This is a genomic window from Pseudomonas sp. G2-4 (genome assembly GCF_030064125.1).
Classification (GTDB): Bacteria; Pseudomonadota; Gammaproteobacteria; order Pseudomonadales; family Pseudomonadaceae; genus Aquipseudomonas.
In genome coordinates this window covers 3,916,212-3,938,044 of the sequence record NZ_CP125957.1, presented here as the reverse complement: position 1 = coordinate 3,938,044, position 21,833 = coordinate 3,916,212, and the positions used below count along the sequence as shown (strand labels likewise).

The 21,833-nt window shown below is 61.7% G+C and carries 19 protein-coding genes and 2 pseudogenes; 8 read left to right on the top strand and 13 right to left on the bottom strand.

Going from position 1 to position 21,833, the window contains the following annotated elements; genetic code table 11:
- Positions 1 to 7 precede the first annotated feature (7 nt).
- Positions 8 to 541: a cysteine hydrolase family protein gene (locus QNH97_RS17130; protein WP_283553077.1), complete on the top strand. Its 534-nt coding sequence runs from the start codon at positions 8 to 10 to the stop codon at positions 539 to 541.
- Between the two features lie 132 nt (positions 542 to 673).
- On the opposite strand, the gene QNH97_RS17125 is transcribed toward QNH97_RS17130, so the two are convergent.
- Positions 674 to 1,561, bottom strand: a complete 888-nt coding sequence (locus QNH97_RS17125) for an EamA family transporter (RefSeq protein ID WP_283557500.1) — start codon at positions 1,559 to 1,561, stop codon at positions 674 to 676.
- Positions 1,562 to 1,855: 294 nt separating this feature from the next.
- Between QNH97_RS17125 and QNH97_RS17120 the strand changes: the two genes are divergently transcribed.
- On the top strand, positions 1,856 to 2,986 hold the full coding sequence (locus QNH97_RS17120) for a sensor histidine kinase (protein WP_283553076.1): 1,131 nt from the start codon (positions 1,856 to 1,858) through the stop codon (positions 2,984 to 2,986).
- Between the two features lie 96 nt (positions 2,987 to 3,082).
- The gene (locus tag QNH97_RS17115) at positions 3,083 to 4,174 is read left to right on the top strand and encodes an SMP-30/gluconolactonase/LRE family protein (protein ID WP_283553075.1); all 1,092 of its coding nucleotides are present in this window, start codon (positions 3,083 to 3,085) and stop codon (positions 4,172 to 4,174) included.
- Between the two features lie 60 nt (positions 4,175 to 4,234).
- Here the strand turns inward: QNH97_RS17115 and QNH97_RS17110 are convergent, their stop codons facing one another.
- From QNH97_RS17110 to QNH97_RS17095, 4 genes are all read right to left on the bottom strand, one after another.
- Positions 4,235 to 4,621: a DUF1850 domain-containing protein gene (locus tag QNH97_RS17110; RefSeq protein WP_283553074.1), complete on the bottom strand. Its 387-nt coding sequence runs from the start codon at positions 4,619 to 4,621 to the stop codon at positions 4,235 to 4,237.
- Positions 4,618 to 6,645: a TRAP transporter permease gene (locus QNH97_RS17105; RefSeq protein ID WP_283553073.1), complete on the bottom strand. Its 2,028-nt coding sequence runs from the start codon at positions 6,643 to 6,645 to the stop codon at positions 4,618 to 4,620. Before QNH97_RS17105 ends, QNH97_RS17110 begins: the two co-directional genes overlap by 4 nt.
- An 81-nt stretch (positions 6,646 to 6,726) precedes the next feature.
- Positions 6,727 to 7,677 (bottom strand): TAXI family TRAP transporter solute-binding subunit, encoded by a 951-nt coding sequence (locus tag QNH97_RS17100; RefSeq protein WP_283553072.1) that lies wholly within the window; start codon positions 7,675 to 7,677, stop codon positions 6,727 to 6,729.
- A 212-nt stretch (positions 7,678 to 7,889) separates the two neighbouring features.
- Positions 7,890 to 8,888, bottom strand: a complete 999-nt coding sequence (locus tag QNH97_RS17095; protein WP_283553071.1) for a LacI family DNA-binding transcriptional regulator — start codon at positions 8,886 to 8,888, stop codon at positions 7,890 to 7,892.
- A 175-nt stretch (positions 8,889 to 9,063) separates the two neighbouring features.
- Between QNH97_RS17095 and QNH97_RS17090 the strand changes: the two genes are divergently transcribed.
- From QNH97_RS17090 to QNH97_RS17080, 3 genes are all read left to right on the top strand, one after another.
- Positions 9,064 to 10,230: a Gfo/Idh/MocA family protein gene (locus tag QNH97_RS17090; protein WP_283553070.1), complete on the top strand. Its 1,167-nt coding sequence runs from the start codon at positions 9,064 to 9,066 to the stop codon at positions 10,228 to 10,230.
- On the top strand, positions 10,227 to 11,324 hold the full coding sequence (locus QNH97_RS17085) for a sugar phosphate isomerase/epimerase family protein (protein ID WP_283557499.1): 1,098 nt from the start codon (positions 10,227 to 10,229) through the stop codon (positions 11,322 to 11,324). The genes QNH97_RS17090 and QNH97_RS17085 overlap by 4 nt, the downstream gene beginning before the upstream one ends.
- Positions 11,325 to 11,518: 194 nt before the next feature.
- Positions 11,519 to 12,751 (top strand): nucleoside permease, encoded by a 1,233-nt coding sequence (locus QNH97_RS17080; protein WP_283553069.1) that lies wholly within the window; start codon positions 11,519 to 11,521, stop codon positions 12,749 to 12,751.
- 26 nt (positions 12,752 to 12,777) lie between these two features.
- Here the strand turns inward: QNH97_RS17080 and QNH97_RS17075 are convergent, their stop codons facing one another.
- Positions 12,778 to 13,434 (bottom strand): polysaccharide lyase family 7 protein, encoded by a 657-nt coding sequence (locus QNH97_RS17075; protein WP_283553068.1) that lies wholly within the window; start codon positions 13,432 to 13,434, stop codon positions 12,778 to 12,780.
- Between the two features lie 236 nt (positions 13,435 to 13,670).
- On the opposite strand from QNH97_RS17075, the gene QNH97_RS17070 reads away from it, so the two are divergent.
- Positions 13,671 to 14,006, top strand: a complete 336-nt coding sequence (locus QNH97_RS17070) for a hypothetical protein (RefSeq protein WP_283553067.1) — start codon at positions 13,671 to 13,673, stop codon at positions 14,004 to 14,006.
- A 161-nt stretch (positions 14,007 to 14,167) separates the two neighbouring features.
- Here QNH97_RS17070 and QNH97_RS17065 read toward each other — a convergent pair whose 3' ends face one another.
- The 5 genes and pseudogenes from QNH97_RS17065 to QNH97_RS17045 all read right to left on the bottom strand — a co-directional run.
- The gene (locus tag QNH97_RS17065) at positions 14,168 to 15,931 is read right to left on the bottom strand and encodes an L-lactate permease (RefSeq protein WP_283553066.1); all 1,764 of its coding nucleotides are present in this window, start codon (positions 15,929 to 15,931) and stop codon (positions 14,168 to 14,170) included.
- A gap of 233 nt (positions 15,932 to 16,164) precedes the next feature.
- Positions 16,165 to 16,716, bottom strand: coding sequence for a thioesterase family protein (locus tag QNH97_RS17060; protein WP_283553065.1), 552 nt, complete (start codon positions 16,714 to 16,716; stop codon positions 16,165 to 16,167).
- Between the two features lie 263 nt (positions 16,717 to 16,979).
- Positions 16,980 to 17,360, bottom strand: a complete 381-nt coding sequence (locus QNH97_RS17055) for a RidA family protein (RefSeq protein ID WP_283553064.1) — start codon at positions 17,358 to 17,360, stop codon at positions 16,980 to 16,982.
- 118 nt (positions 17,361 to 17,478) lie between these two features.
- Positions 17,479 to 18,141: an SOS response-associated peptidase family protein gene (locus QNH97_RS17050; protein ID WP_283553063.1), complete on the bottom strand. Its 663-nt coding sequence runs from the start codon at positions 18,139 to 18,141 to the stop codon at positions 17,479 to 17,481.
- A gap of 237 nt (positions 18,142 to 18,378) precedes the next feature.
- Positions 18,379 to 18,819 (bottom strand): annotated as a pseudogene (locus QNH97_RS17045) (LysR substrate-binding domain-containing protein); the annotation flags it as partial.
- Here QNH97_RS17045 and QNH97_RS17040 point away from each other — a divergent pair.
- Positions 18,793 to 19,440 (top strand): annotated as a pseudogene (locus tag QNH97_RS17040) (oxidoreductase); the annotation flags it as partial. The pseudogenes QNH97_RS17045 and QNH97_RS17040 sit on opposite strands and share 27 nt — an antisense overlap.
- A 21-nt stretch (positions 19,441 to 19,461) precedes the next feature.
- Here QNH97_RS17040 and kefC read toward each other — a convergent pair.
- Both kefC and kefF read right to left on the bottom strand, forming a co-directional pair.
- On the bottom strand, positions 19,462 to 21,288 hold the full coding sequence (gene kefC, locus QNH97_RS17035) for a glutathione-regulated potassium-efflux system protein KefC (RefSeq protein WP_283553062.1): 1,827 nt from the start codon (positions 21,286 to 21,288) through the stop codon (positions 19,462 to 19,464).
- Between the two features lies 1 nt (position 21,289).
- Positions 21,290 to 21,811, bottom strand: a complete 522-nt coding sequence (kefF, locus tag QNH97_RS17030) for a glutathione-regulated potassium-efflux system oxidoreductase KefF (protein WP_283553061.1) — start codon at positions 21,809 to 21,811, stop codon at positions 21,290 to 21,292.
- Positions 21,812 to 21,833: the final 22 nt, after the last annotated feature.

Below are 21,833 nucleotides of genomic sequence, written 5' to 3'. Positions count from 1 at the left end.
GAAAGTCATGAACACCGCATTGCTGATCATCGACGTCCAGAACGGACTGTGCAGCGGCGAAGAGGAATGCTTCGACATCCAGCGCATCATCCGGACCATCAATGACCTCGGCGCCAAAGCCAGGGCCCTGGGTTTAACGGTGATTCTGGTCCAGCACGAAGAGCTGGAAGGCTCGCTGACCCATGGCTCTGCCGCCTGGCAACTGGCCGACGACCTGCTGACCGCCGCAGATGACCTACGGGTGCGCAAGACCACGCCGGACGCCTTCTACCAGACTGATCTGCTTTCGCTGTTGCAGGCCCGAGGCATCGACCGCCTGGTGATCTGCGGGCTGCAAACCGACTATTGCATCAACGCCACCGTGCGCCAGGCCCATGCTTTGGGGTATGAGGTGGTCCTGGCTGCCGACGCTCACTCCACGGTGGACAACGGCAGCATGGCCGCCGAGCAGATCATCGCTAACCACAACAACCGGCTGGGGCGCTTGAGCAGCGCGGTGTCGCGGATTGATATTGTGCCGGCGGCGCAAGTGCGCCTGTAGCTGGGGCATCGGCACGATACAACTGTGGCGAGGGAGCTTGCTCCCGCTCGAGCGCGAAGCGGTCGCAAAAATTGGGGTCGCTTCGCAACCCAGCGGGAGCAAGCTCCCTCGCCACAATGGGGTTCAGTCAGTTCAATTGTGCTCAGCCACCGGCACCTTGACCCGCTCAACCTTGCGATAAGTCAGCAATACAATGCCCGTCACTACAATCACTCCACCCATCACCTGACCCGGGTTGAGCATTTGGTCCAGCACCAGCCAGCCGATCAACAGGGTCGCCAGCGGTTCGATGTTCATCACCGGGGCGTTGCGCGGCATGTCCAGGCGGGGCACGGAAATGAACAGCACGATAAACCCGGTGCCGTAGAGCACCACCAGGGTTGCCAGGGCATACCAGCCGGTGCTGGTGGCCGGCAGGTCGAAGCCGCCGGGGAGGGCGCCGGTCAGGCCGGCGAGGTTGACGCTGCTGAAGACAATGAAAATCGTCAGCAGGCTGCGTACCGAACCGCGCACCTGGGACAGCTTGTGATCGGTGATCCACAGTGCGCAGGCGAAGACGCAGGCGGCACAGAAGGCCAAGCCCACCCCCAGCAGCCATTGCGGACCGACACTCTGTTCAGACGATAACCGGGCCGGCACTTCCAGCACGAACACCAGCCCCACGAGGATCATCCCCATCAACGCGGCGGTGCGCGTGGTCGGTCGTGGCCCGCCCAGCGCCCAAGTCAGCAACGCCAGCAGAATCGGAAAGACATTCCCCACCAACAGAGCCAACGCGACCGGCACCCGCGCCACGGCGGAGTACAGGCACAGGCTCTGGGCGCCGATCAACAGCCCCAGTGTCAATTGCCAACGCCATGCACCGGGCGGCAGGCGCAGGCTTTGGCGTTGCCACAGGACCATCGCAGCCAACACTAACAGTGTGCCGCCCGAGCGCAGCAGGATCGCCAGCAACACACCGGCGCCGTCATCGAAGGCCGCCCGGGCAGCGACGTGGTTGCCGGCGAAGGCGCAGCCCATGCACAGCAGGACGAGGACCGCGAGGTGGCGGGGTAATGGAGCGGGGGCGTGATGTACAGCGGTGGAGCGAACCATGGCAGATGTCTCAAAGGATCAATATTTTTTAGTTATAGGTTGTCGTACAACTATAGGTTTTTACCTTACGGCGTCGGAAGAAACAAGGTCTGGATCCCCAGGGCGGGGTGCTGTCGAGGCGACGATACTTCGTGAGACCTCGCACGTGATCCTGCGGTTTGCTGTACAACACCGCACTGGTGTGCTGTTTACAGCATCGTCCCTATTGCGGAGTGACCCATGCGCCTGGCCGATTTCATTCTCGATAACATCGAGCCGATACTGCAGGCGTGGGAAGACTTCGCCAAAACCATCACGCCTGCCTCCCATGGCATGGATTCCGCGGCCCTGCGTGATCATGCCGAGCAGATGCTGCACACCATCGCTGCTGACCTGCGCACCTCGCAGACGCGCAAGGAGCAGATTGCCAAGTCCCACGGCGACGCCCCGTCGACTGAGGCTGAAACCGCTGCCGAAACCCATGCGGTCATTCGCCAGTCGTCAGGGTTTACGGTGGAGCAAATGGTCTCGGAGTATCGAGCGCTGCGTACCAGTGTGCTGATGCTCTGGATGCCCCATACGCAACTGGATCACGATCAGGTCATGACCGACCTGATTCGCTTCAACGAGGCCGTGGACCAAGCTTTGGCAGAGTCGGTCGTCAGTTACTCGGGGGCGGTGGATGCCTCGCGCAATATCTTTCTCGGGATCCTCGGACATGACCTGCGAAGCCCCTTGGGGGCGATCCTGCTGAGTTCCGAGGTGCTGCTGCGGGCCGGAGACCTGCCCGCCAAAGCCACCAAGATCTCATCGCGCATCTACACCAGCGTCAAGCGGGCCAATAAGATCGTCGGCGACCTGCTGGATTTCACCCGGACCCAACTGGGATCGGGCATTCCGGTGCAGCGCTTCAACGGTGACCTGGTGGCGGCCTGCGAAGGCATGGTGGAGGAGGCGCGGGCTTATCACCCGGAAAACACCATCCTGTTTGAAACCACCGGTCCTCTGGAAGGGCTGTTCGATCAGGCACGAATGGAGCAGGTGTTCTCTAACCTGATCGGCAACGCCGTCCAGCATGGCACCGAGGGCACGCCGGTGACTGTTTCGCTGAGCACTGAAGAAGATATGGCGGTCATCGCGATTAACAACCAGGGCAAGCCTATCGAGAAAGACGCCATTGCGAGCATCTTCAACCCAATGATCCGGCATCTGCGCAGCGGTGACTTGCAATACGGTTCTGCGGCCGGATTGGGACTTGGCCTGCACATCGCCTCGGCGATCGTGTCGGCGCATAAGGGCACCATCGAGGTTCACTCCAAGGCGCGAGCGGGCACCACGTTTACCGTTCGTATCCCGCTGCACCCTGACTGATTGGTTGCTTTCGTGAGCTGATGCTCATGCTTGTACGATGTCTTATCACGTAGTAAAACTGTCGTGCCGTCCAATAATAATTAACGGAGACGCACGATGGATGCTTCGCAATCTGCAACCGCCGCCGATCAGGGCCGCCGGGTATTCCTGAAAAAATCCCTGGTGGTCTCGGCCGCTGCCGCCACCCTGGGCAACTTGCCAGGGCTCGCTCAGGCAGAGCCCTTGACCCAGCGTTACCCCGACCCGCTGATCAATATCCTTGACCCAAGCTTCATGGACTTGCGCCTTTTCAACGCCAGTGTGGAAAAGCTCGCCACTGGCTTGCGTTGGGCGGAAGGGCCGGTGTGGATTGGCGACGGCCGTTATCTGCTGGTCAGTGACATTCCGAACAACCGCATCGTGCGCTGGGACGAAATCACCGGCGGCCTGTCGGTGTACCGTGAGAATTCCAACTTCTCCAACGGCATGTGCCGCGATCGCCAGGGGCGGCTGCTGGTGTGCGAAGGCTCCACCACCTCCAGCGAAGGCCGGCGCGTCACCCGCACCGAGCACAATGGCACCGTTACCGTGCTGGCGGACAGTTTCGAGGGCAAGCCTTTCAATTCGCCCAATGACATCGTGTGCAAACGGGACGGATCGGTCTGGTTCACCGACCCGCCGTTCCAGACCGGCAACAACTACGAAGGACACAAAGTCACCCCCGCCCAACCCCACGCGGTGTACCGCGTTGATGGCGAGACCGGCAAGGTCACCCGGGTCATCGACGACCTGGCGGGGCCGAACGGCTTGTGTTTTTCCCCAGACGAGAAAACCCTCTACGTGGTCGAAGGCCGGGCCAAACCCAACCGCTTGATCTGGGCGATCACCGTCAAGGACGACGGCACGTTGGGCGACCGGCGCAAGCACATCGAAGGCCTGGATTACGCGGCTATCGATGGGATCAAGTGCGATGAGAGCGGCAACCTCTGGTGCGGCTGGGGCGGCAATGGTGATCCCAAGGCCGACCTGGAAAAACTCGATGGCGTACGGGTGTTCAACCCGGAAGGCAAAGCCATCGGGCATATTTCCCTGCCGGAGCGCTGCCCTAACGTCTGCTTCGGTGGCCGGGAAGGCAATCGGTTGTTCATGGCCGGCAGCCATTCGCTGTATTCGCTGTTCGTGAATACCCGGGGGGCGACATTTGCCTGAGGGTGGCGAGGGGATTCATCCCCTCGCCCTATTCTGCGCGAGAGTATTACGCTGTGGGGTTCAGGACTGTCCGCAACTCCACAGCTCCACGGTTGGCTGACGTGTTGCAGGCGGCCCAAGCCAATGGCTCATCGGCCTGCAACCGCCATCGAAGCACAACTCGTAATCGCCGGCCTGCGGGGTGCGGCCCAGTTTCAACGGTTGCAGGGGCGGCAACGGACGCTGGTAATGCCAACTGCCGTTTTCCAGCCGGGCACCGTCGGGAATGTCCATGCCTGCGCCATTGCCTTTGACCCTGGCTTCACCCAAGACCAGTCCCTGTGCGGTCACGCGATAGTCTTCCTCCCAGCGGACCTTCTCGATGGTGTGGTTCCACGCCAGTGTGAAGCTGCTGATCTCAAGCTGTGCCCAGACCACCCCGGCCAAGCCCAGGCACAAGCCGATCACGCCAAGGCCCGCCCGGTGCGCCGCGAGCGCCAGATGTGTTGGAAGATCATTAGTCCGGCCAGCACGAAACCGATCTCATCGGTCAGCGGTAGCGCCACCACCAGCAATGCGCCGGCGGCAAAACACATCAAGCGTTCCCAGATCGGCATCTTCTGTTGCAGATAGCCGGTGGACGCCATGCCCCAAAGTCCGACCGCCAACAACGTCTTGATCAGCATGTACGCCGTCATCCATAAATTGTCACCTTGGAGCATCAATGCCGGGTTATAGACCGCCATGAATGGAATGACAAAGCCAGCAAGGGCGATGCGCACCGCCCAGAAGCTGATTTTCAGGCCACTTTCCCTGGCAATTGGCGCGGCGGCGAAACAGGCCAGCGCCACCGGCGGCGTCAGGTCGGCGAGGATGCCGAAATAGAACACGAACATGTGCGACACGATCAGCGGTACGCCCAGTTCCAGCAGGGCAGGCGCGGCGATGGAACTGGTGATGATGTAGTTGGGAATGGTCGGGATACCCATGCCCAACACCAGGCAGGTGAGCATGGTCAGGATCAGCGACAGCAGCAGGTTGTCCCTGCCGATGGCGAGGATGTAGCCGGCAAAGGTGGACGCTACGCCGGTCAGTGACACCACGGCGATGATGCTGCCCACCAATGCGCAGGCGATCCCCACCGGGACGGCGTGACGAGCGCCGTCCACCAAGGCGTACAGGCAAATGACGAGGGTTTCTCGAGTACCCTTCATGAACCAGCAGGTCACCACCAGCACGGCTATTACCGCAAAGACCACACCGATGCCCAGCCGGAAAAAACCGACGCAGAGCACCCCCAGCGCGATCCAGAATGCACAGCGCAAGGCGTAGTTCGAGACCTTGAGAATGATCGCCGAGCCGAGAATCACAATGGCCGTCAACGCCAGGCCGACCATGCCGGAAAACAGCGGCGTGCGTCCGGAAAACAGCAGGTAGACCAATACCCCGAGCGGGATCAGCAGGTACCAGCTCTCCTTGACGGCGCTCCAGGCGCTGGGACACTGGTCCTTGGGCAAACCCTTGAGGTCGGAGCGCTTGGCTTCCAGGTGAACCATCCAGAATACCGAGCCGAAGTACAGGCACGCCGGTATCAGCGCTGCCTTGGCGATTTCAACAAACGGCACATTGATGGTTTCGGCCATGATGAAGGCCACCGCGCCCATCACTGGCGGCATGATCTGGCTGCCCATGCTGGAGGTGGCTTCCACCCCGCCGGCAAACGCGGCCTTGTAGCCGAAGCGCTTCATCAGTGGAATGGTGAATTGCCCAGTGGTCACCACATTGGCGATACCCGAACCGGTGATGGTGCCCATCAGCGCTGATGACACCACCGCCACTTTCGCCGGCCCGCCAAGCTTGTGGCCGAACAGGCCCATGGCGAAATCGGTGAACAGCTTGATCATTCCGGCCTTTTCCAAAAAGGCCCCGAACAGGATGAACAGGAAGATGTAGGTGGCCGATACGTAGGTCGGCGTGCCGTACAGCCCTTCGGTGCCGAAGGACAGTTGGTTGACGATTTGATCAAAGCCATAGCCGCGATGGGCCAAGTCCCCCGGCAGATACTCGCCGAACAGGCCATAGGCGAGGAACAAGCTGCAAATGATCGGCAGCGCGATGCCCATCACCCGTCGAGCGGCTTCGAATACCAGCGCGATCAGCACAACGCCGATCACCATGTCGGCAGGGGTCAGATCGCCAGAACGCTGGATAAGATCGGCCTCGAACACCCACTGATAGAGCGCTGTCGCCACGCCCGCCAGACTCAAGGCCCAGGCCAAGGGTTGCCACGGACGTTGCTTGCCGTAGGCCGGGTAGCTGAGGAATACCACCCACAGCAGAAATCCGACGTGCACCGCCCGAAGCACGATGCTGGAGACCGGAGAAAACGCAGCGGTGACGATCTGGAATACGGAAAACAGCAAGGCCACGTAAAACAGGGTCTTGGGCCAGTCCCGCGGGTCGGTGGCGATGCCGTGTTGATCTTCACTCATGAGGTGCCTGCCTTCTGTTCACATTCAAAGTGCGAAAACGCGACGCATCAACGGCGACCAGCACCGCTGATGCGTGAGAGGCTACAGCGCGCCCACTTCCTTGTAGTAGCGCTCGGCACCGGGGTGGAGTGCGATTGGCAGGTTTTTCGCGGCGTTTTTCAGCGTTATGTCCTTGGCCGCTGAATGGGAGGTACCCAGGCGATTGAGGTTATCGAAGATCAGCTTGGTCATCTGGTAGGCCACCTCATCCGGCACATCCTCGCGGGTGACCAGAATGTTGGTGATGGCCACCGTCGGTACGGCATCGGTTTGCCCGTCGTAGGTGTTGGCCGGAATCATCGCGCTCTGGTAGGCCGGGTTGCCGATTTTCTCCACGACATCGCTGGGAACCGCCACATAGCTCAACGCCATGGTCGAGGCCAGGTCACGAATGGCGGCCATCCCCAGGCCGGAGGACTGAAGCGTTGCGTCCAGTTGCCGGTTCTTGATCAGGTCCACTGATTCGGCGAACGGCAGGTACTGTACCTTCATGTCCTGATAGGTCAGTCCCGCCGCTTTGAAGATCGCCCGGGCATTGAGTTCGGTGCCGGATTTCGCTGCGCCAACCGACACGGTCTTGCCCTTGAGGTCGGCCAATGTCTTGATCCCGGACTCTTGGCTGGCGACGATCTGGATGTAATTGGGGTAGGCCCCGGCGATGGCGCGCAGTTTGGTCAAGGGAGCCTTGAAACCGGCATCTTCCACGCCGTTCTTGGCGTCGGCCACGGAGTCGCCCAAGGCCAACGCCAGTTCCCCGCGTCCAGCCTGCAACAGGTTCAGGTTTTCCACCGAGGCCTTGGTGGCCTGTACCGACGTCTTGGCATCCTTGATCCCGCTGCTGTAGATCTGCGACAACCCGACCCCTATCGGGTAATAAACGCCGCTGGTGCCTCCGGTCAGGATGTTGATATACACCGGGGCCGCCTGGGCCGCGGTTGTGACCACCAAGGCCGCCGCGGCGGCCAGAAGGGTAAAGCGCTTGTCGACTCGCATGGGAACTCTCCGTCTTGTTATGGCTTTATGCAGAGTCCTTCCACTGTAGTTCAAACGGGGATGATGGCGAGTCGAGGCACCGCAAAGGCGTTTTGTGGCGAGGGAGCTTGCTCCCGCTGGATGCGCCAGCATCCCCTACGGTGTGATGACTGGCAAAGCAGGGGCCGCTTCGCAGCCCAGCGGGAGCAAGCTCCCTCGCCACGGGTTCCTGGTTATGCCGAGGGGGCCGTGCTGCCACGCACCGTCAACTCAAAGGGCAGCAACACATGCCGTTGGGCAATCGGCTTCTTCTCGATCAGGGCGATCAACATTTCCACCGCTTTTTGGCCAAACGCTTCGGCAGGTTGCGAAATGGTGGTCAGGGGTGGGTCGCAATAGGCGGCGAAAGGAATGTCGTCAAAACCCACCAGGGAAATATCCTCGGGCACCCGCAGGCCCATTTGCTTGATGCGCTTGAGCGCGCCGATGGCCATTTCATCGTTTTCACAGAACAGCGCGCTGGGGCGATCGGCCCGCTCCAGCATGGTGCCAGCCCCCTCATAACCGGCCTTCAATGTGAAGTCGCCATGGCAGATCAGGTTGGGGTCGGCCGCGATGCCGGCCTGCTGCAGGGCTTGCTGATAACCGGCTACACGGTCCAGGGTCAGCGGGCTGCTGCGAGGTCCCTTGATGATGCCGATCCGGCGGTGACCGAGGTCAATCAGATGCTGGGTCACGGCCTGGGCGGCGGCCCGGTTATCGAGGCTGATGGTCGGGTAGGGGGCGTTTTTGACCACTTCGCAAGCGTTGACCAGCGGCAGGGAATCGACGCCCAGGGGAAGCGACTCGAACGGGTCGCTGGCCCGCAACTGGATCACCCCGTCGGCCTGGTGGGCGTAGACCAGGGCGGCGAACTCCCGTTCGATTTGCGCCCGGCCCTGGGTGTCGCACAACAGTAATCGGTAGCCCGCCGCCTGCGCCGCCTGCTGGGCACCACTGATGACCCGGGCAAAAAAAGTATTGGCGATGGTCGGCACCAGGATCACCAGGTTACCGGTCCGGCGGGAGCGAAACTGCACGGCCATCAGGTTCGGTCGATAGCCGGCCTGTTCCACCGCTGCATTGACCTTGTCCCGCGTTTCGGGAAGCACCCGCTCGGGGGATTTCAGCGTTCTGGACACCGTGGCCACCGACACACCGGCCAACCGGGCCACTTCACGGATATTGGACAAGATCACCTCGATTCGGCGCCAGGAATGTCGGCACGGAGGGGGAGCTTACCGCAGGTTGCGCGCCTCACAAACGCCCATTCATGACGCGTGGGGTTTGACACGACGGAAAACTGAGCCTAGATTTCCGCCATGATGTAACCGGTTACATCGTCAGCGGCCACAGAAGAGAATCGCGATGAATCCTGTAGCACCGAAAATAAGAATCGGCTTTGTCGGCGGAGGAGAGGGCGCTTTCATCGGCCAGGCCCATCGCCAGGCCGCTGGCCTGGACGGCGGTTTCGAGCTGGTGTGCGGCGCGTTCAGCCGTGATGGACAGAACAATCAGCAAACCGGCGCGGCCCTGGGCCTGCCCGCGTCCCGCTGCTACAGCGGCTGGCAACACATGCTGGACACCGAAGCGGCGCTGCCGGCGGACCGGCGTATGGAGCTGTTGGTCATCGTCACCCCCAATCACCTGCACGCACCCATCGCCAGCCAGGCGCTGAAGGCCGGTTTCCATGTGTTCAGCGAAAAGCCCGCGGCGCTGAACTTGAATGAATTGCTCGCCTTAAAGGAAGTGCTTGAAAGCAGCGACCGGCTCTACGGCCTGGCCCACACGTACCTGGGTTATCCCATGGTCTGGCAGGCCCGGGACATGGTGCGCTCGGGTGTGATCGGCGCGGTGCGCAAAGTGCTGGTGGAATACCCTCAAGGCTGGCTCAGCCAGGACATCGCCGGGCAGGGCAACAAGCAGGCCGGCTGGCGCGACGACCCGCAACAGTCGGGGCTGGGCGGCTGTATTGGCGACATCGGCACCCACGCGTTTTCCCTGGCGGAGTTCGTTGCTGACCAATCTGTGGAGCGGATCTGCGCGACGTTGGGCACCCACATCCAGGGTCGGCAGTTGGACGATGATGTGTCGATGCTGCTCCAAATGACCGCTGGTGCCAGTGGCGTGTTGATTGCCAGCCAAGTCTGCGCCGGTGAAGAGAATCCGCTGAAGATCCGCGTCTATGGCGACAAGGGCGCGCTGGAGTGGCGCCAGGAAGAGCCGGCAAGCCTGATCCATCGCGCCCTCGACCAACCCCTGCGCATCCTGCGCTCCGGTGTCGGCCAGCCCTGGTTGTGCGAGGCTGCCAACCAGCGCATGCGCCTGCCGGCCGGACATCCCGAAGGCTATCTGGAGGCCATGGCCAATCTCTACGGCGATTTCGCCCGCGCCATTCGCGGTAATGTCCGTGGCCACGAAGCCCCCGGCGTACCCGGCATCGAAGTCGGTTTGCGGGGCATGGCGTTCATCGAGGCGGCCGTTGCCAATCATCGTGGCGAGGCCAAATGGACCGCTCTGGCCTGCACCCTATGAATCCGGAGAACCCTATGACTTCCCCTCTCGAAGCACCCGCAGGCCTGCGCGGCCCGGGTATTTTCCTGGCGCAGTTCATGTCCGCCGAAGCGCCGTTCGACACCCTGGCCAACATCGCCCGGTGGGCCGCGTCGCAAGGCTACAAGGCTGTGCAATTGCCGACCTCGGGCACGCAGTACATCGACCTGGCCCGGGCCGCCGAGAGCCAGGACTACTGCGACGAACTCAAGGCCACTTGTGCGCAGTTCGGTGTCGAGATCAGCGAGTTGTCGACGCACCTGCAAGGCCAGTTGGTGGCGGTGCACCCGGCATTCGACGCGCTGTTCGACGACTTCGCCCCGGCCCATTTGCGTGGCCAGCCCGAGACACGGACGGCGTGGGCGATCGAGCAATTGAAGCTTGCCGCACGCGCCAGCCAACGCCTGGGCCTCAAGGCCCACGCGACGTTTTCCGGTGCGCTGTTGTGGCCGTACCTGTACCCATGGCCACAGCGCCCGGCTGGTTTGGTAGAGCAAGGTTTCGCTGAACTGGCCCGGCGCTGGTTGCCGATCCTGGACGCCTTCGATGCGGCCGGTGTGGACCTGTGCTACGAAATCCACCCCGGCGAAGACCTCCACGACGGCGCCTCGTTCGAGCGCTTCCTGAAAGCGGTCGATCATCATCCGCGAGCCGCGATTCTCTACGATCCCAGCCATTTGCTGCTGCAACAGATGGATTACCTGGGCTTCATCGACCGTTATCACGAGCGCATCCGCATGTTCCACGTCAAGGACGCCGAGTTCCGCCCCGATGCCCGTTCTGGCGTGTACGGCGGTTACCAGGGCTGGGTGGATCGTCCCGGCCGGTTCCGCTCGCTGGGCGATGGCCAGATCGATTTCAAATCGATCTTCAGCAAACTGACTCAATACGACTTCAGCGGCTGGGCGGTTCTGGAATGGGAGTGCTGCCTGAAGGATTCGCAGCAAGGCGCCGCAGAAGGGGCGGCGTTTATCCAGCGGCACATGATCAGCAAGACCCGCAAGGCGTTCGATGATTTTGCCGGGGTGACGGCCGATGAAGACTCCAATCGACGGCTGTTGGGCCTATCAAGGTAATCGATCCAACACTGTGGTGAGAGGTTTATCCCCGCTGGGCTACGAAGTAGCCCCCAAGAATTTGTGCTGGAACAAAGAACTTGGGCCTGCTTCGCAGTCCAGCGGGAGCAAGCTCCCTCGCCACAACAGCTGTGCAAGGCCTTAGTTCTTTAGCTGCCCCACAAGAACAACAACAAATAAAAACGGTGACGGTCATGACCACAATGAATGCACGCTTGAGCGTGATGATGTTCCTGCAGTTCTTCATCTGGGGTGGCTGGTTCGTCACCCTTGGTACCTTCCTCTCCAGCACGCTGGGTGCCAGCGGCGGGCAGGTCGGCATGGCGTTTTCCACGCAGTCGTGGGGCGCGATCATCGCGCCATTCGTGATCGGCCTGATCGCCGATCGCTATTTCAATGCCGAGCGCATCCTGGCGGTCCTGCACCTGCTGGGCGCGGTGTTGCTGTACCAGCTGTATTCGGCGCCTGATTTCAGCGTGTTCTACCCGTACGTGCTGGCGTACATGGTGGTCTACATGCCGACCCTGGCCCTGGTCAATTCCGTGGCGTTCCGGCAGATGCGCGACCCGGCGCTGGAGTTTTCCCGCATCCGGGTGTGGGGCACCGTCGGCTGGATCGTTGCGGGCGTGGTGATCAGCTTTGTGTTTGCCTGGGATTCGCGCGAAGCGATCTCGGCCGGTGGTTTGCGCAATACCTTCCTGATGGCGGCCATCGCGTCTTTGGTCCTGGGACTCTACAGCTTCACACTGCCAAACACCGCCCCGCTCAAAGACCCGGCGAGCGACGGCGGCATCAAGCAATTGCTGGGGCTGGACGCCTTGGGGCTGTTGAAGGACCGCAGCTACCTGGTGTTCTTCATCGCCTCGATCCTGATCTGCATTCCCTTGGCGTTCTACTACCAGAATGCCAACCCGTTCCTGGCCGAGACCGGCATGACCAACCCCACGGCGAAGATGGCCATCGGGCAAGTCTCCGAGGTGCTGTTCATGCTGCTGCTGCCGCTGTTCATCCAGCGCTTCGGGATCAAGCTGGCACTGTTGGTAGGCATGCTGGCGTGGGCATTGCGCTACTTGTTGTTCGCCTACGGCAATAACGGCGACCTGGCATTCATGCTGTTCACTGGCATTGCCCTGCACGGCATCTGCTACGACTTCTTTTTTGTCTCGGGGCAGATCTACACCGATGCCAAGGCGCCGAAGCACCTGCGCAGCTCGGCCCAGGGGCTGATCACCTTGGCAACTTATGGGGTGGGCATGCTGATTGGGTTCTGGGTGGCGGGGCAGGTGACTGATCACTTTGCCGTGGCCGGCGGCCATGACTGGAAAAGCATCTGGCTGTTCCCGGCCGGTTTCGCGTTGGTGGTGCTGGTCTGCTTCCTGTTTACCTTCAACGGCCGCCAGGCGGTCGTCGCGCCTTCAAAGGCCTGACGCAGAGCCGATGGGCTGGGCGTCAGTCATTTATGGCTGACGTCCAGCTTGGTGTAGGTCACTTTCCCGCCTTCGGTGGAATACCCAACGTTATCCAGGGTGTAGACGCCGGCCTTGAAATAGAAGTTGTAGCCGTACCAGGACGGATCCAGCTTCACCTGCTTGCCGGCATTGTTGATCAGCACCGTGAGCTTGCCCTGTTTGTCCATTTGCAGGGAGTAGTTGAAGGCTTTGTTCAGCGCCATGTTCGGCACACTGAAGAGCACCGGGCTCTTCTTGTCCTTGGGCTTGACCCGGTATTCCACGTCGATGTTGCCGGTACCCTTGGCGTAGCGGTACACCAGTTTCAACAGGGGCGTGGGGGCATCCTTGGCGTGGATCTGCGCCACCACCACACGGCCTTCGGAAGGCACCTGGTTTACCGCCAAAGTGCCCTTGAGGGTGTTGACGCCGCTGTTGTAGCGCCAGTTGCGCAGCTTGCCGTCCTTGGTGGTTTCCCGCAGTTCGGAGCGCGGGTAATCGCTTTTGCCGGTATGGGAGCCGTTCACCGGCGCCCAGAAAATGATGCGTTGACCGGTGCGGTCGAAATACTTGTTTCGCAGGGTCGGCATGGCCTTCGTCGCCACGACCTGCGCCGGGGTCTGTACGGGGAGGGTAATGTTCCAGATAGTCAGGTCGATCATGATCAAATGCTCCAACAGAACCGGCCATTACGCATCAGCCGGAATGGGCAAGATTACCTTCTGTGGCACAGTGTTCATGTTATCGACGAGGTCCCGTTTCGCTGCAGAGGCATCTGACGAATGGCTCTGCGTGGCGCCTCCCAGGGAGCCGCCGGGTAATGTCAATTTGATTCTGATCGGTTAGAGTACGCGCCGCCCGAGAGATGGATCCCGGGCGTTTTCTCATGGAGTACTCAATGAATCACATCAGTAAAGTTGTCGCCTGCGCACTGTTCGGCCTGGCCCTGGCGGGTTGCACCGGCACCCCGATGAAGACCCAGCAATACGACAGCAGCCAATACACCGTCGTCGGTCACAGTGAAGCGAAGGCCACCGGCCTGCTGCTGTTTGGCGTGATCCCGATCCGCCAGAACAACCGTTTCGTCCGTGCGCAGACCGCGGCGATCAAGGCCAAGGGCGGCGACGCCATGATCAATACCCAAGTCCAGGAAAACTGGTTCTGGGCCTGGGTCCTGACCGGCTACACCACCTCGGTGTCCGGTGATGTGGTCAAACTGAAGAACGTTCAGTAAACCGTGCTTTAAAGGTCAGTGAGCTGACCTGTTGTAAGGCTTTTGCCTGTGGCGAGGGAGCTTGCTCCCGTTGGACTGCGAAGCAGTCCTGATCTTGCGATTGCTGCGCAATCGAGCGGGAGCAAGCTCCCTCGCCACAAAAGCCATTCATGCGCACTCGATCAACGTCCTCCCACCACCATATGACTGAACGGCGCCACATACGCCTGCAACGTCACCAGCCCGCCCACCAGGATCGCCAGCACCACCGAGTGGAAGAACACGTAGCGCAAAATCTCCCCTTCATGGCCGTACCAGCGGGTCGCGGTGGAGGCGACCACGATCGACTGGGCATCGACCATCTTGCCCATGACCCCACCCGAACTGTTCGCCGCAGCCATCAGCACCGGGCTGATCCCCAGCTGCTCCGCCGTCACTCGTTGCAAGCCACCGAATAGCACGTTGGACGCGGTGTCCGAGCCGGTCAGCGCCACGCCGAGCCAACCCAGCAGGGTGCCGAACATCGGATAGAAAATACCTGTGGCGGCGAAGGCCAGGCCCATGGTGGCGTCCAGCCCCGAATAACGCGTGAGAAACCCCAGGGCCAGCATCGCCACGATGGTGATCAGCGAATAGCGCACCACCCAGAGCGTTCGCAGGTAATGGTGCACCAGTTGCGGAATGGAATAGCCCATCAGCAAACCACCGAGAATCGCCGCCAGGAAGATGCCGCTGCCGGTGGAGGTGAACCAGTTGAATTTGTAGATCGCTTCCTCGGTTTTCGGCTGGGGCACCACGGGCGGGACTTTTTCGATCTGCTGATGGATGGTTCCGAAGGTCACCAAGGGAGAGAAGATCGGGTTCGCCTCGCGCATGGGCTTACCCTGGGGATCGAGTCGCGCCGATTGGGTCTGCGGATCGATGGCCGGGCGGGTATCGAACAGGTTCTTGAAACCCTGGGTACCCCAGGCGAACACGAACACCGTGAGGATGATCCACGGCATCCAGGCCCTTAGCACGGCGGGGCGGGTGTCACTGGCAAATGCTGCGCTGGCGACGGGTGTTTTATCCTCGCTGGCATCGATTTTCGAATTGTCGACCCGCCCCGACAGCGCAGCGGAGGTGTGCACCGTGGCCGGTTTCCAGACCTTGAGGAAGCCCGTGAGGCAGGCCATGGAAATCAGCGCGGCGATGACATCCACCAGCATCGGCCCGTGGTAGTTGGACACCAGGAATTGCGGGATGGCGAAGCTGACGCCAGCCACCAGGATTGCCGGCCAGATCTCCAACATCTTGCGCCACCCGGCAAAGGCCCAGATCAACCAGAACGGCACGATCACCGAGAAAAACGGCAACTGCCGACCGACCATCATCGACAGCTCCATCTCATCCAACCCGGTGACCTTGGCGAGGGTGATGATCGGCGTGCCCAGGGCACCGAACGCCACTGGCGCGGTGTTGGCGATCAATGCCAGGCCCGAGGCGGCCAGGGGCGAAAAGCCCAGCCCGATCAGGATCGCACCGGTCACCGCCACCGGCGTACCGAAGCCGGCCGCGCCTTCGAAGAACGCGCCAAAGCAAAAGGCGATCAGCAGCAACTGCAGACGCCGGTCGTCGGTGATGCGCGCCAGGGAATCCTGCAAGACCTTGAACGAGCCGTTCTCGGTGGTCAATCGGTGCAGGAAAATGATGTTGAGCACGATCCAGCCGATGGGCAGCAAGCCGTTGGCCGCGCCATACAGCGCCGCCGAACCGGCCATATTGGCGGGCATGCCGAAGGCGAAAATCGCGATCAGCAAGGCCGAGGCCAGGGCCAGCAACGCCGCCAGGTGCGCCTTGATATGAAAGAACGCCAGGGACGCCAGCATCACCACCACCGGAACCGCCGCCAGGAGCGTCGACAGCACCGCGTTACCGAAGGGATCGTAGACTTGTTGCCAGACCATGTTCCACCTCTGCTTTTTATTGTTGGAAGTGCAGGCCCCCGGGGGGATTGGCAGAGAAGTATAGGCGGGGATTGGCGCAGCAATGGGGGATCAGCAATGCCCTGTGGCGAGGAAGCTTGCTCCCGCTGGGTGGCGAAGCCGCCCCAAGAATTTGTGCTCAAACAAAGAACTTGGGCCTGCTTCGCAGTCCAGCGGGAGCAAGCTCCCTCGCCACAGGGTAAGTGGTGTGCTGGCTAGCGTGGGTGCCCACCTTCCTCCTGGCGAAGCTCAAGGCTCAAGCCATCGCAGCTTTGTGACCAGTCGGTAAGCCAATCGGGCATGGCCGGCGACTGTTCGGCCAGGCCCAGCTCGCGGATGAATTCCCCCGGTGCAAGGGTGCCCTTGGCCGAGCGGAACAGGCCCCGCATGATCACGACCCCGGCCACGCGCCCCTGGCTCATGAAGCGGTGTTCCATGAAGGTCCATTTGTCGTCCCAACCGAGCATTCGGGTGTGCACTTCGAAGGCCTCGAACAGCTTCAACTCCCGCCGGAACTTGCCCCAGACATCCCCCACGATCGGCACCGCCCGATTGCGTAGCGCCACTTTATAAGCACCGCTGCGCAGCACGTAATCCATGCGGCCCACGTCGGCCAGGGTGAAATACCGCCCGTTGGTGACATGGCGGTTGAGGTCCAGGTCCAGTGGCCACACCCGCATGCGCACCACGGTGGTGCCCAGGGGATCCGTTGGCTTGCGCCAGGGACGACGGAACAACATCAACAACAGTCGGAACCAGAGATTCATAAGTACGCCGTGAGAGGGGAAACACGGCGCACTTTAGCCTCGCCGTGTGGGCCGGGCTAGGTGCGTAAATGACGATTTGCGTGGCAATCGCGCATTTGGGACATGTGCGGGATGCTTCGTGGCGAGGGAGCTTGCTCCCGCTGGACTGCGCAGCAGGCCCAAGTTCTTTGCTTTGGCACACAATCTTGGGGCTGCTTCGCCACCCAGCGGGAGCAAGCTCCCTCGCCACAAAACCGCTCACAAGGCTACAAAAAGGGGGGCGTTCAGCCCTTCGCCGCCATCGCCGTCACTTCCACGCGCATCCCCTCAACCGCCAGCGCCGCGACGCCCACCGCTGCACGAACCGGCCATGGCTTGGCGAAGAAGCGCTGGTACACCTCATTGAAAGCAGCGCGATCGGCCATGTCGGTGAGGTAGATGGTCAGGTGCAAGACCCGGTCCATGGAACTGCCGGCGCGTTCCAGCGCGGTCTTGAGCGCCTGCAACGTGCACTCGCTTTGCAGGGTGATATCCCCCAGCTCCAGGCTGCCGTCGGCGCGGGTCGGGATCTGGGTCGATACCAGCAGGCCGCCGAAGCCGGCGACGTCGGAGGAAATGGAGTCCGGATCCGGGTCAGGTGTAAACGTGATGTCTTGGTTTGCCATGGAAATCCCTGGTTCGAAAAAAGGTGAGGGGGCACCGCATCAAGGTGACCGTGCGCCAGTTTACCGCCCATCACCGAGCTTTCTCGAGTTCCTTGATCCCTTGTTGCGGGCCAACCGGTCAGCCACCGGCCTGGGCCTTCGGCGAGGTGGCCGGCACGTGTTCGAGTGGTGATTCGGCAACCGCGGCATTCGCTGCGATATGTTGCGCCCGTTCCCAATCCAGGTCTGGCTGCAACCACTGGAGTGCCTCCTCACCGGTGAACGCCAGGAGACGTTGCTGTTTGCTGGCGATTTCGCCATAGGTCACCAGAGTCAGTCCATCGCAGCCGTTGGGGGTTTCGCTGGCCTGGGCCAGGGCGGCGAGGAAGATCGGAGTCGGCTGTCGGGTCGTCGTATAGCGCAAGCGTTGGGCCGGGGGCGCCATCGTCTGCTCGGACGATTCGTACCAACCGTCTACCGCGACCAGGACCCGTCCTTCACGTTTGATCCGATCAAAGACCTTGGAGCGCATCACCAGGTGCAGGGGCAGGTGAGTCAGCGGCGCCATCGTCCCCATGGACCAGACAGGCGACCAGCCCCAGCGGACCTTGATGCACTCAAGATGCCCGCCGCGCCGGCGAATGGCGCTGACCTGCATGCTGGGCTTGATCACATATTGCTGAGCGTGTGGTTTCAGGTCTGCCGTTATATACAGCCCTGCGCTGGCGCCATGGGCGTCTCGCCGGGAGAAAAATGCCAGTGAGTCCTTTGAGGAAACCTGCTGAACAAGACATTCGAACATGGCGGAAACTCCCGGCAGTGAAGCGCAAAGCATCTCTGGGTCCCGCTGTTCAAGCCAGGGTATCAGCGTGCGATCAAGGCTTTCGGCGGTGTCATGTTATCTCCGAGCCGTGGCGGTGGGCTTGGTTCGAAAATCCTGCCGACGAGGAGACGAGCGGGAGGGTGGGCTGACCAGGGGCAGGGGTGTTGGATTCACGGCCGTCATCGCGAGCAAGCTTGCTCCCACATTTTTCCCAGGCTATGTAGGCAGCGAATCCCGCTGTGCCTGGATAAAATCCACAAAAGCCCGCAGCGGCGAGGGCAGGTAGCGGCGGCCGGGGTAGTAGAGGAGCGGCCCGGTAAAGCGCTGCCACCAGGGTTCGAGCACCGGCTCGAGGGCGCCGCTGTCCAGGTACGGCCGTAGCCAGTCTTCGAACAGGTAGACGATGCCCAGCCCATCCACCGCGGCCTGCACCGACAGGTCCACCGCGCCGCCGATGCGCACTATCAGCGGGCCGCTCGGGTCGACGCTCACGGTTTCGCCGTCGCGCTCGAATTCCCAGAGTGGCATGGCGCCGCTGGGAAACTTGCCCCTCAGGCAGGCGTGCTGGAGCAAATCCCGTGGATGCTCGGGACGTCCCCTGGCGTCGAGGTACGCCGGTGAGGCGGCGGTCGCGAAGCGCTGCACCCGTACGCCCAGGACCTGGTGATCGTGACCAAAGTCGGTGCCGTCCGTGGTTCCGACGCGTCCTGGAACCCTGCACTGAGTCCGGCCGAGTTGACCCAGGCCGTTCATGACAACCTGCGTAATCTGGGCGTGGACGTATTGGACGTGGTCAACCTACGGGCCTGGGGCAACATACAAGCGCCCACGGAGGGTTCCATCGAAGAAGCGTTCACCACACTGGCGAAGCTGCAACGTCAAGGCCTCATCCGCCAGTTGGGGCTGAGCAACGTCACGGCGGCGCAGGTCAAGCAGGCCCAAGGCATCGCCAAAGTGGTCTGCGTGCAGAACCACTACAACCTCACCCACCGAGGTGACGAGCAACTCATTGCCGACCTGGGCGAGCAGGGTATCGCCTACGTACCGTTTTTCCCGCTGGGTGGATTTACACCGCTGCAATCGGAAACCCTTTCGGCCGTAGCGGCGCGCCTGGAGGCGTCGCCGCTGTGCGTAGCACTGGCCTGGCTGCTGCAACGCGCGCCGAATATCCTGCTGATTCCCGGTACGTCGTCGGTGGCGCACTTGCGGGAGAACCTCACGGCGAGCGAACTGCAGATTCCGGCGTCGATGCTGGCCGAGTTGGAAGGCTTGGCCTAGACAGCCTGAAGGCCGCGTCCCTTAGCTGTGCTGTTCATCCGTCTCGTTGCGATGGTGTTCGGGCCAGCTGTCGGCAGGGCGCGCCCGGTCTTCGTTGAACATTTCCGTAAGCAGCGCGTTGGCGCGCCGGTAGGCGTCGTGGCGGAACTTGAGGTCGTCTTCCGGCTGGGCGACGATTTCCTCCAGCATCTGCAGGTTCAGGCGACGGAACTGATCCGCGCGCTCGCGCGCCTCGTAAGCGCCGACGCCCATCTGCATCAGGGCACGGCGGCCCAACGACAACGCGCTCTCGAAGGTTTCCCGCTCGGCGGTTTCCACGCCCATCTGCCGCAGGGTGATCAAGTGCCCCATGTCCCGCGCCCGCACGATCAGCTTCAACGCGGGGAAGTGCTCTTGGACCAGCCGGGTCAGCGTCAGGTTGTCCTGCTGATCGTCAATCGCGTTGATCAGCACAACGGCCTGGCCCGCGCCCGCAGCGTGCAGCAAATCGAGGCGCGTGGCGTCGCCGTAGAACACTTTCACGCCGAATTTGCGCAGCGTCTCGATGTTGTCGGGGTCGTGATCCAGCACCACCACCTCGACGCCGCAGGACATCAGCAGGCGGCCGGCGATCTGCCCGAAACGGCCGAACCCGGCAATGATGATTCGTGGGTTTTGTTGGTCGATGAGGTCGGATTCCCGACGGTCTTTCTTGGTCGCGGTCTCTACTCGATCCAGCAGCAGGATGAGCAGGGGCGTCAGGCACATGGACAGCGCCACCGCCAGCGTCAGGCTTTTGCCCCATTGATCGGTCAGTATGCCGGCGACCGTCGCCGCGCCGAACACCACGAAGGCAAATTCGCTGCCCTGGCCCAGCAACACGGCCTGCCATGAGCGCTGGCCGGCGGGGACGTTGAGGAAACGACCCGCGGACTTGATCACCAGCAGCTTGATGAGGATGAAACCCAGGGTCAGGGTCATGACCTTCAACGGCGCATTGATCAGGGTACCGAAATCAATCGACATGCCGACGCCGATGAAGAACAGACCCAGCAGCAGGCCTTTGAACGGTTCAATGTCGCTCTCCAAGGCGTGCCGGTATTCAGAACTGGCCAGCAACACCCCGGCGAGGAAGGCGCCCATGGCCATCGACAGGCCGGCTTCTTCCAGGAGAAAACCGAAACCGAACACCAGGAACAGCGCTACGGCGCTGAAAATCTCACGCAAGCCTGAGCGTGCGGCGAAGCGCAGCAGTGGCCTCGTTAGGTAGCGCCCCAACAGCACGACGACGCTGATCGCGGCAACGATTTTGACAATCGACAGCGCCAGGGCGGTGCCTGACGGTGTTTCACCGTGGGCTGACAACAAGGGAATCATGGCGACCAGGGGAATGGCCGCGATGTCCTGGAACAGCAAGACGGCAAAACTGCTGCGCCCGACGGCGGTTGACGTCAGGTTGCGTTCATTCATCGCCTGCATGGCGATTGCCGTGGAAGACAGGCTCAGGGTCAGTCCCACCAGCAACGCGGCCGTCCAGTTCAGGCCCAGCGCCGCGCAGAAAGCCGCGATCGCTGCGCCACAGGCCAGCATCTGCAAGGCCCCTCCACCGAACACCATCCTGCGCAACGCCCACAGCCGCTTGGGGTCGAGCTCAAGGCCGATGATGAACAGCATCAGCACGACGCCAATTTCGGCGAATTCCAAGATGGCCTTCACATCAGTAATGAGCTTCAACCCCCACGGACCGATGACGCACCCGGCCAGGAGATAACCCAATACCGGGCCCAGCCCCAACCGGACGGCAATCGGCACGATCAACGTCGCCGCGCCCAGGTAGATAAGCATTTCAATCAGGCTGTGCGTCTCCATATCAATCTTCCTTCCAGGAGGCCAGTCGGGCGCCGTAGTGTTCGATTTGTGCGTGTTGGGCTGCGGAATCAGCGGCATACGCGCCGTGCACCACGACCGGCTCCAGCCAGCGCATGTGGCAATAGATAGCCGTCGCCTGGAGCGGCTGGGCCAACACGAAAAAGCCCGGATGGGCGCCGATCTGGAAATGATCGGGCTCGCCACCCGTGGTGACGGCCCACAGCAGGCTCTTGTCCTTGAGGGCCGTGGTACCCCGGCCGTATGCCCAGCCGTGGGTGAACACTTTATCGATCCACAATTTCAGCAGCGGCGGCATGCTGTACCAGTACATCGGGTGCTGGAGGACGACCAACCGTGCCTGTTCGACGGCGCGTTGTTCGGCCTCGACGTCGATGTCAAAGTCCGGGTAGAGATCATAGAGGGACCGTACCACCACGTCCGGATGGCTGGATGCCCGCTTGAGCATCTGCTGGTTGACCCGCGATTGGTCGGGGTAGGGGTGGGCGTAAACGATCAGGATCATCGGAGCAATTCCAGGGGCTGGG

What these genes read in the sequence shown, in the direction of transcription:
- QNH97_RS17130 (WP_283553077.1), top strand. Translation starts at nt 8, where the DNA reads ATGAACACCGCATTGCTGATCATCGACGTCCAGAACGGACTGTGCAGC.
- QNH97_RS17125 (WP_283557500.1), bottom strand. Translation starts at nt 1,561, where the DNA reads ATGGGCTGCGCCTTCGCCGGCAACCACGTCGCTGCCCGGGCGGCCTTC.
- QNH97_RS17120 (WP_283553076.1), top strand. Translation starts at nt 1,856, where the DNA reads ATGCGCCTGGCCGATTTCATTCTCGATAACATCGAGCCGATACTGCAG.
- QNH97_RS17115 (WP_283553075.1), top strand. Translation starts at nt 3,083, where the DNA reads ATGGATGCTTCGCAATCTGCAACCGCCGCCGATCAGGGCCGCCGGGTA.
- QNH97_RS17105 (WP_283553073.1), bottom strand. Translation starts at nt 6,645, where the DNA reads ATGAGTGAAGATCAACACGGCATCGCCACCGACCCGCGGGACTGGCCC.
- QNH97_RS17100 (WP_283553072.1), bottom strand. Translation starts at nt 7,677, where the DNA reads ATGCGAGTCGACAAGCGCTTTACCCTTCTGGCCGCCGCGGCGGCCTTG.
- QNH97_RS17090 (WP_283553070.1), top strand. Translation starts at nt 9,064, where the DNA reads ATGAATCCTGTAGCACCGAAAATAAGAATCGGCTTTGTCGGCGGAGGA.
- QNH97_RS17085 (WP_283557499.1), top strand. Translation starts at nt 10,227, where the DNA reads ATGAATCCGGAGAACCCTATGACTTCCCCTCTCGAAGCACCCGCAGGC.
- QNH97_RS17080 (WP_283553069.1), top strand. Translation starts at nt 11,519, where the DNA reads ATGACCACAATGAATGCACGCTTGAGCGTGATGATGTTCCTGCAGTTC.
- QNH97_RS17075 (WP_283553068.1), bottom strand. Translation starts at nt 13,434, where the DNA reads ATGATCGACCTGACTATCTGGAACATTACCCTCCCCGTACAGACCCCG.
- QNH97_RS17070 (WP_283553067.1), top strand. Translation starts at nt 13,671, where the DNA reads ATGAATCACATCAGTAAAGTTGTCGCCTGCGCACTGTTCGGCCTGGCC.
- QNH97_RS17065 (WP_283553066.1), bottom strand. Translation starts at nt 15,931, where the DNA reads ATGGTCTGGCAACAAGTCTACGATCCCTTCGGTAACGCGGTGCTGTCG.
- QNH97_RS17060 (WP_283553065.1), bottom strand. Translation starts at nt 16,716, where the DNA reads ATGAATCTCTGGTTCCGACTGTTGTTGATGTTGTTCCGTCGTCCCTGG.
- QNH97_RS17055 (WP_283553064.1), bottom strand. Translation starts at nt 17,360, where the DNA reads ATGGCAAACCAAGACATCACGTTTACACCTGACCCGGATCCGGACTCC.
- QNH97_RS17050 (WP_283553063.1), bottom strand. Translation starts at nt 18,141, where the DNA reads ATGTTCGAATGTCTTGTTCAGCAGGTTTCCTCAAAGGACTCACTGGCA.
- kefC (WP_283553062.1), bottom strand. Translation starts at nt 21,288, where the DNA reads ATGGAGACGCACAGCCTGATTGAAATGCTTATCTACCTGGGCGCGGCG.
- kefF (WP_283553061.1), bottom strand. Translation starts at nt 21,811, where the DNA reads ATGATCCTGATCGTTTACGCCCACCCCTACCCCGACCAATCGCGGGTC.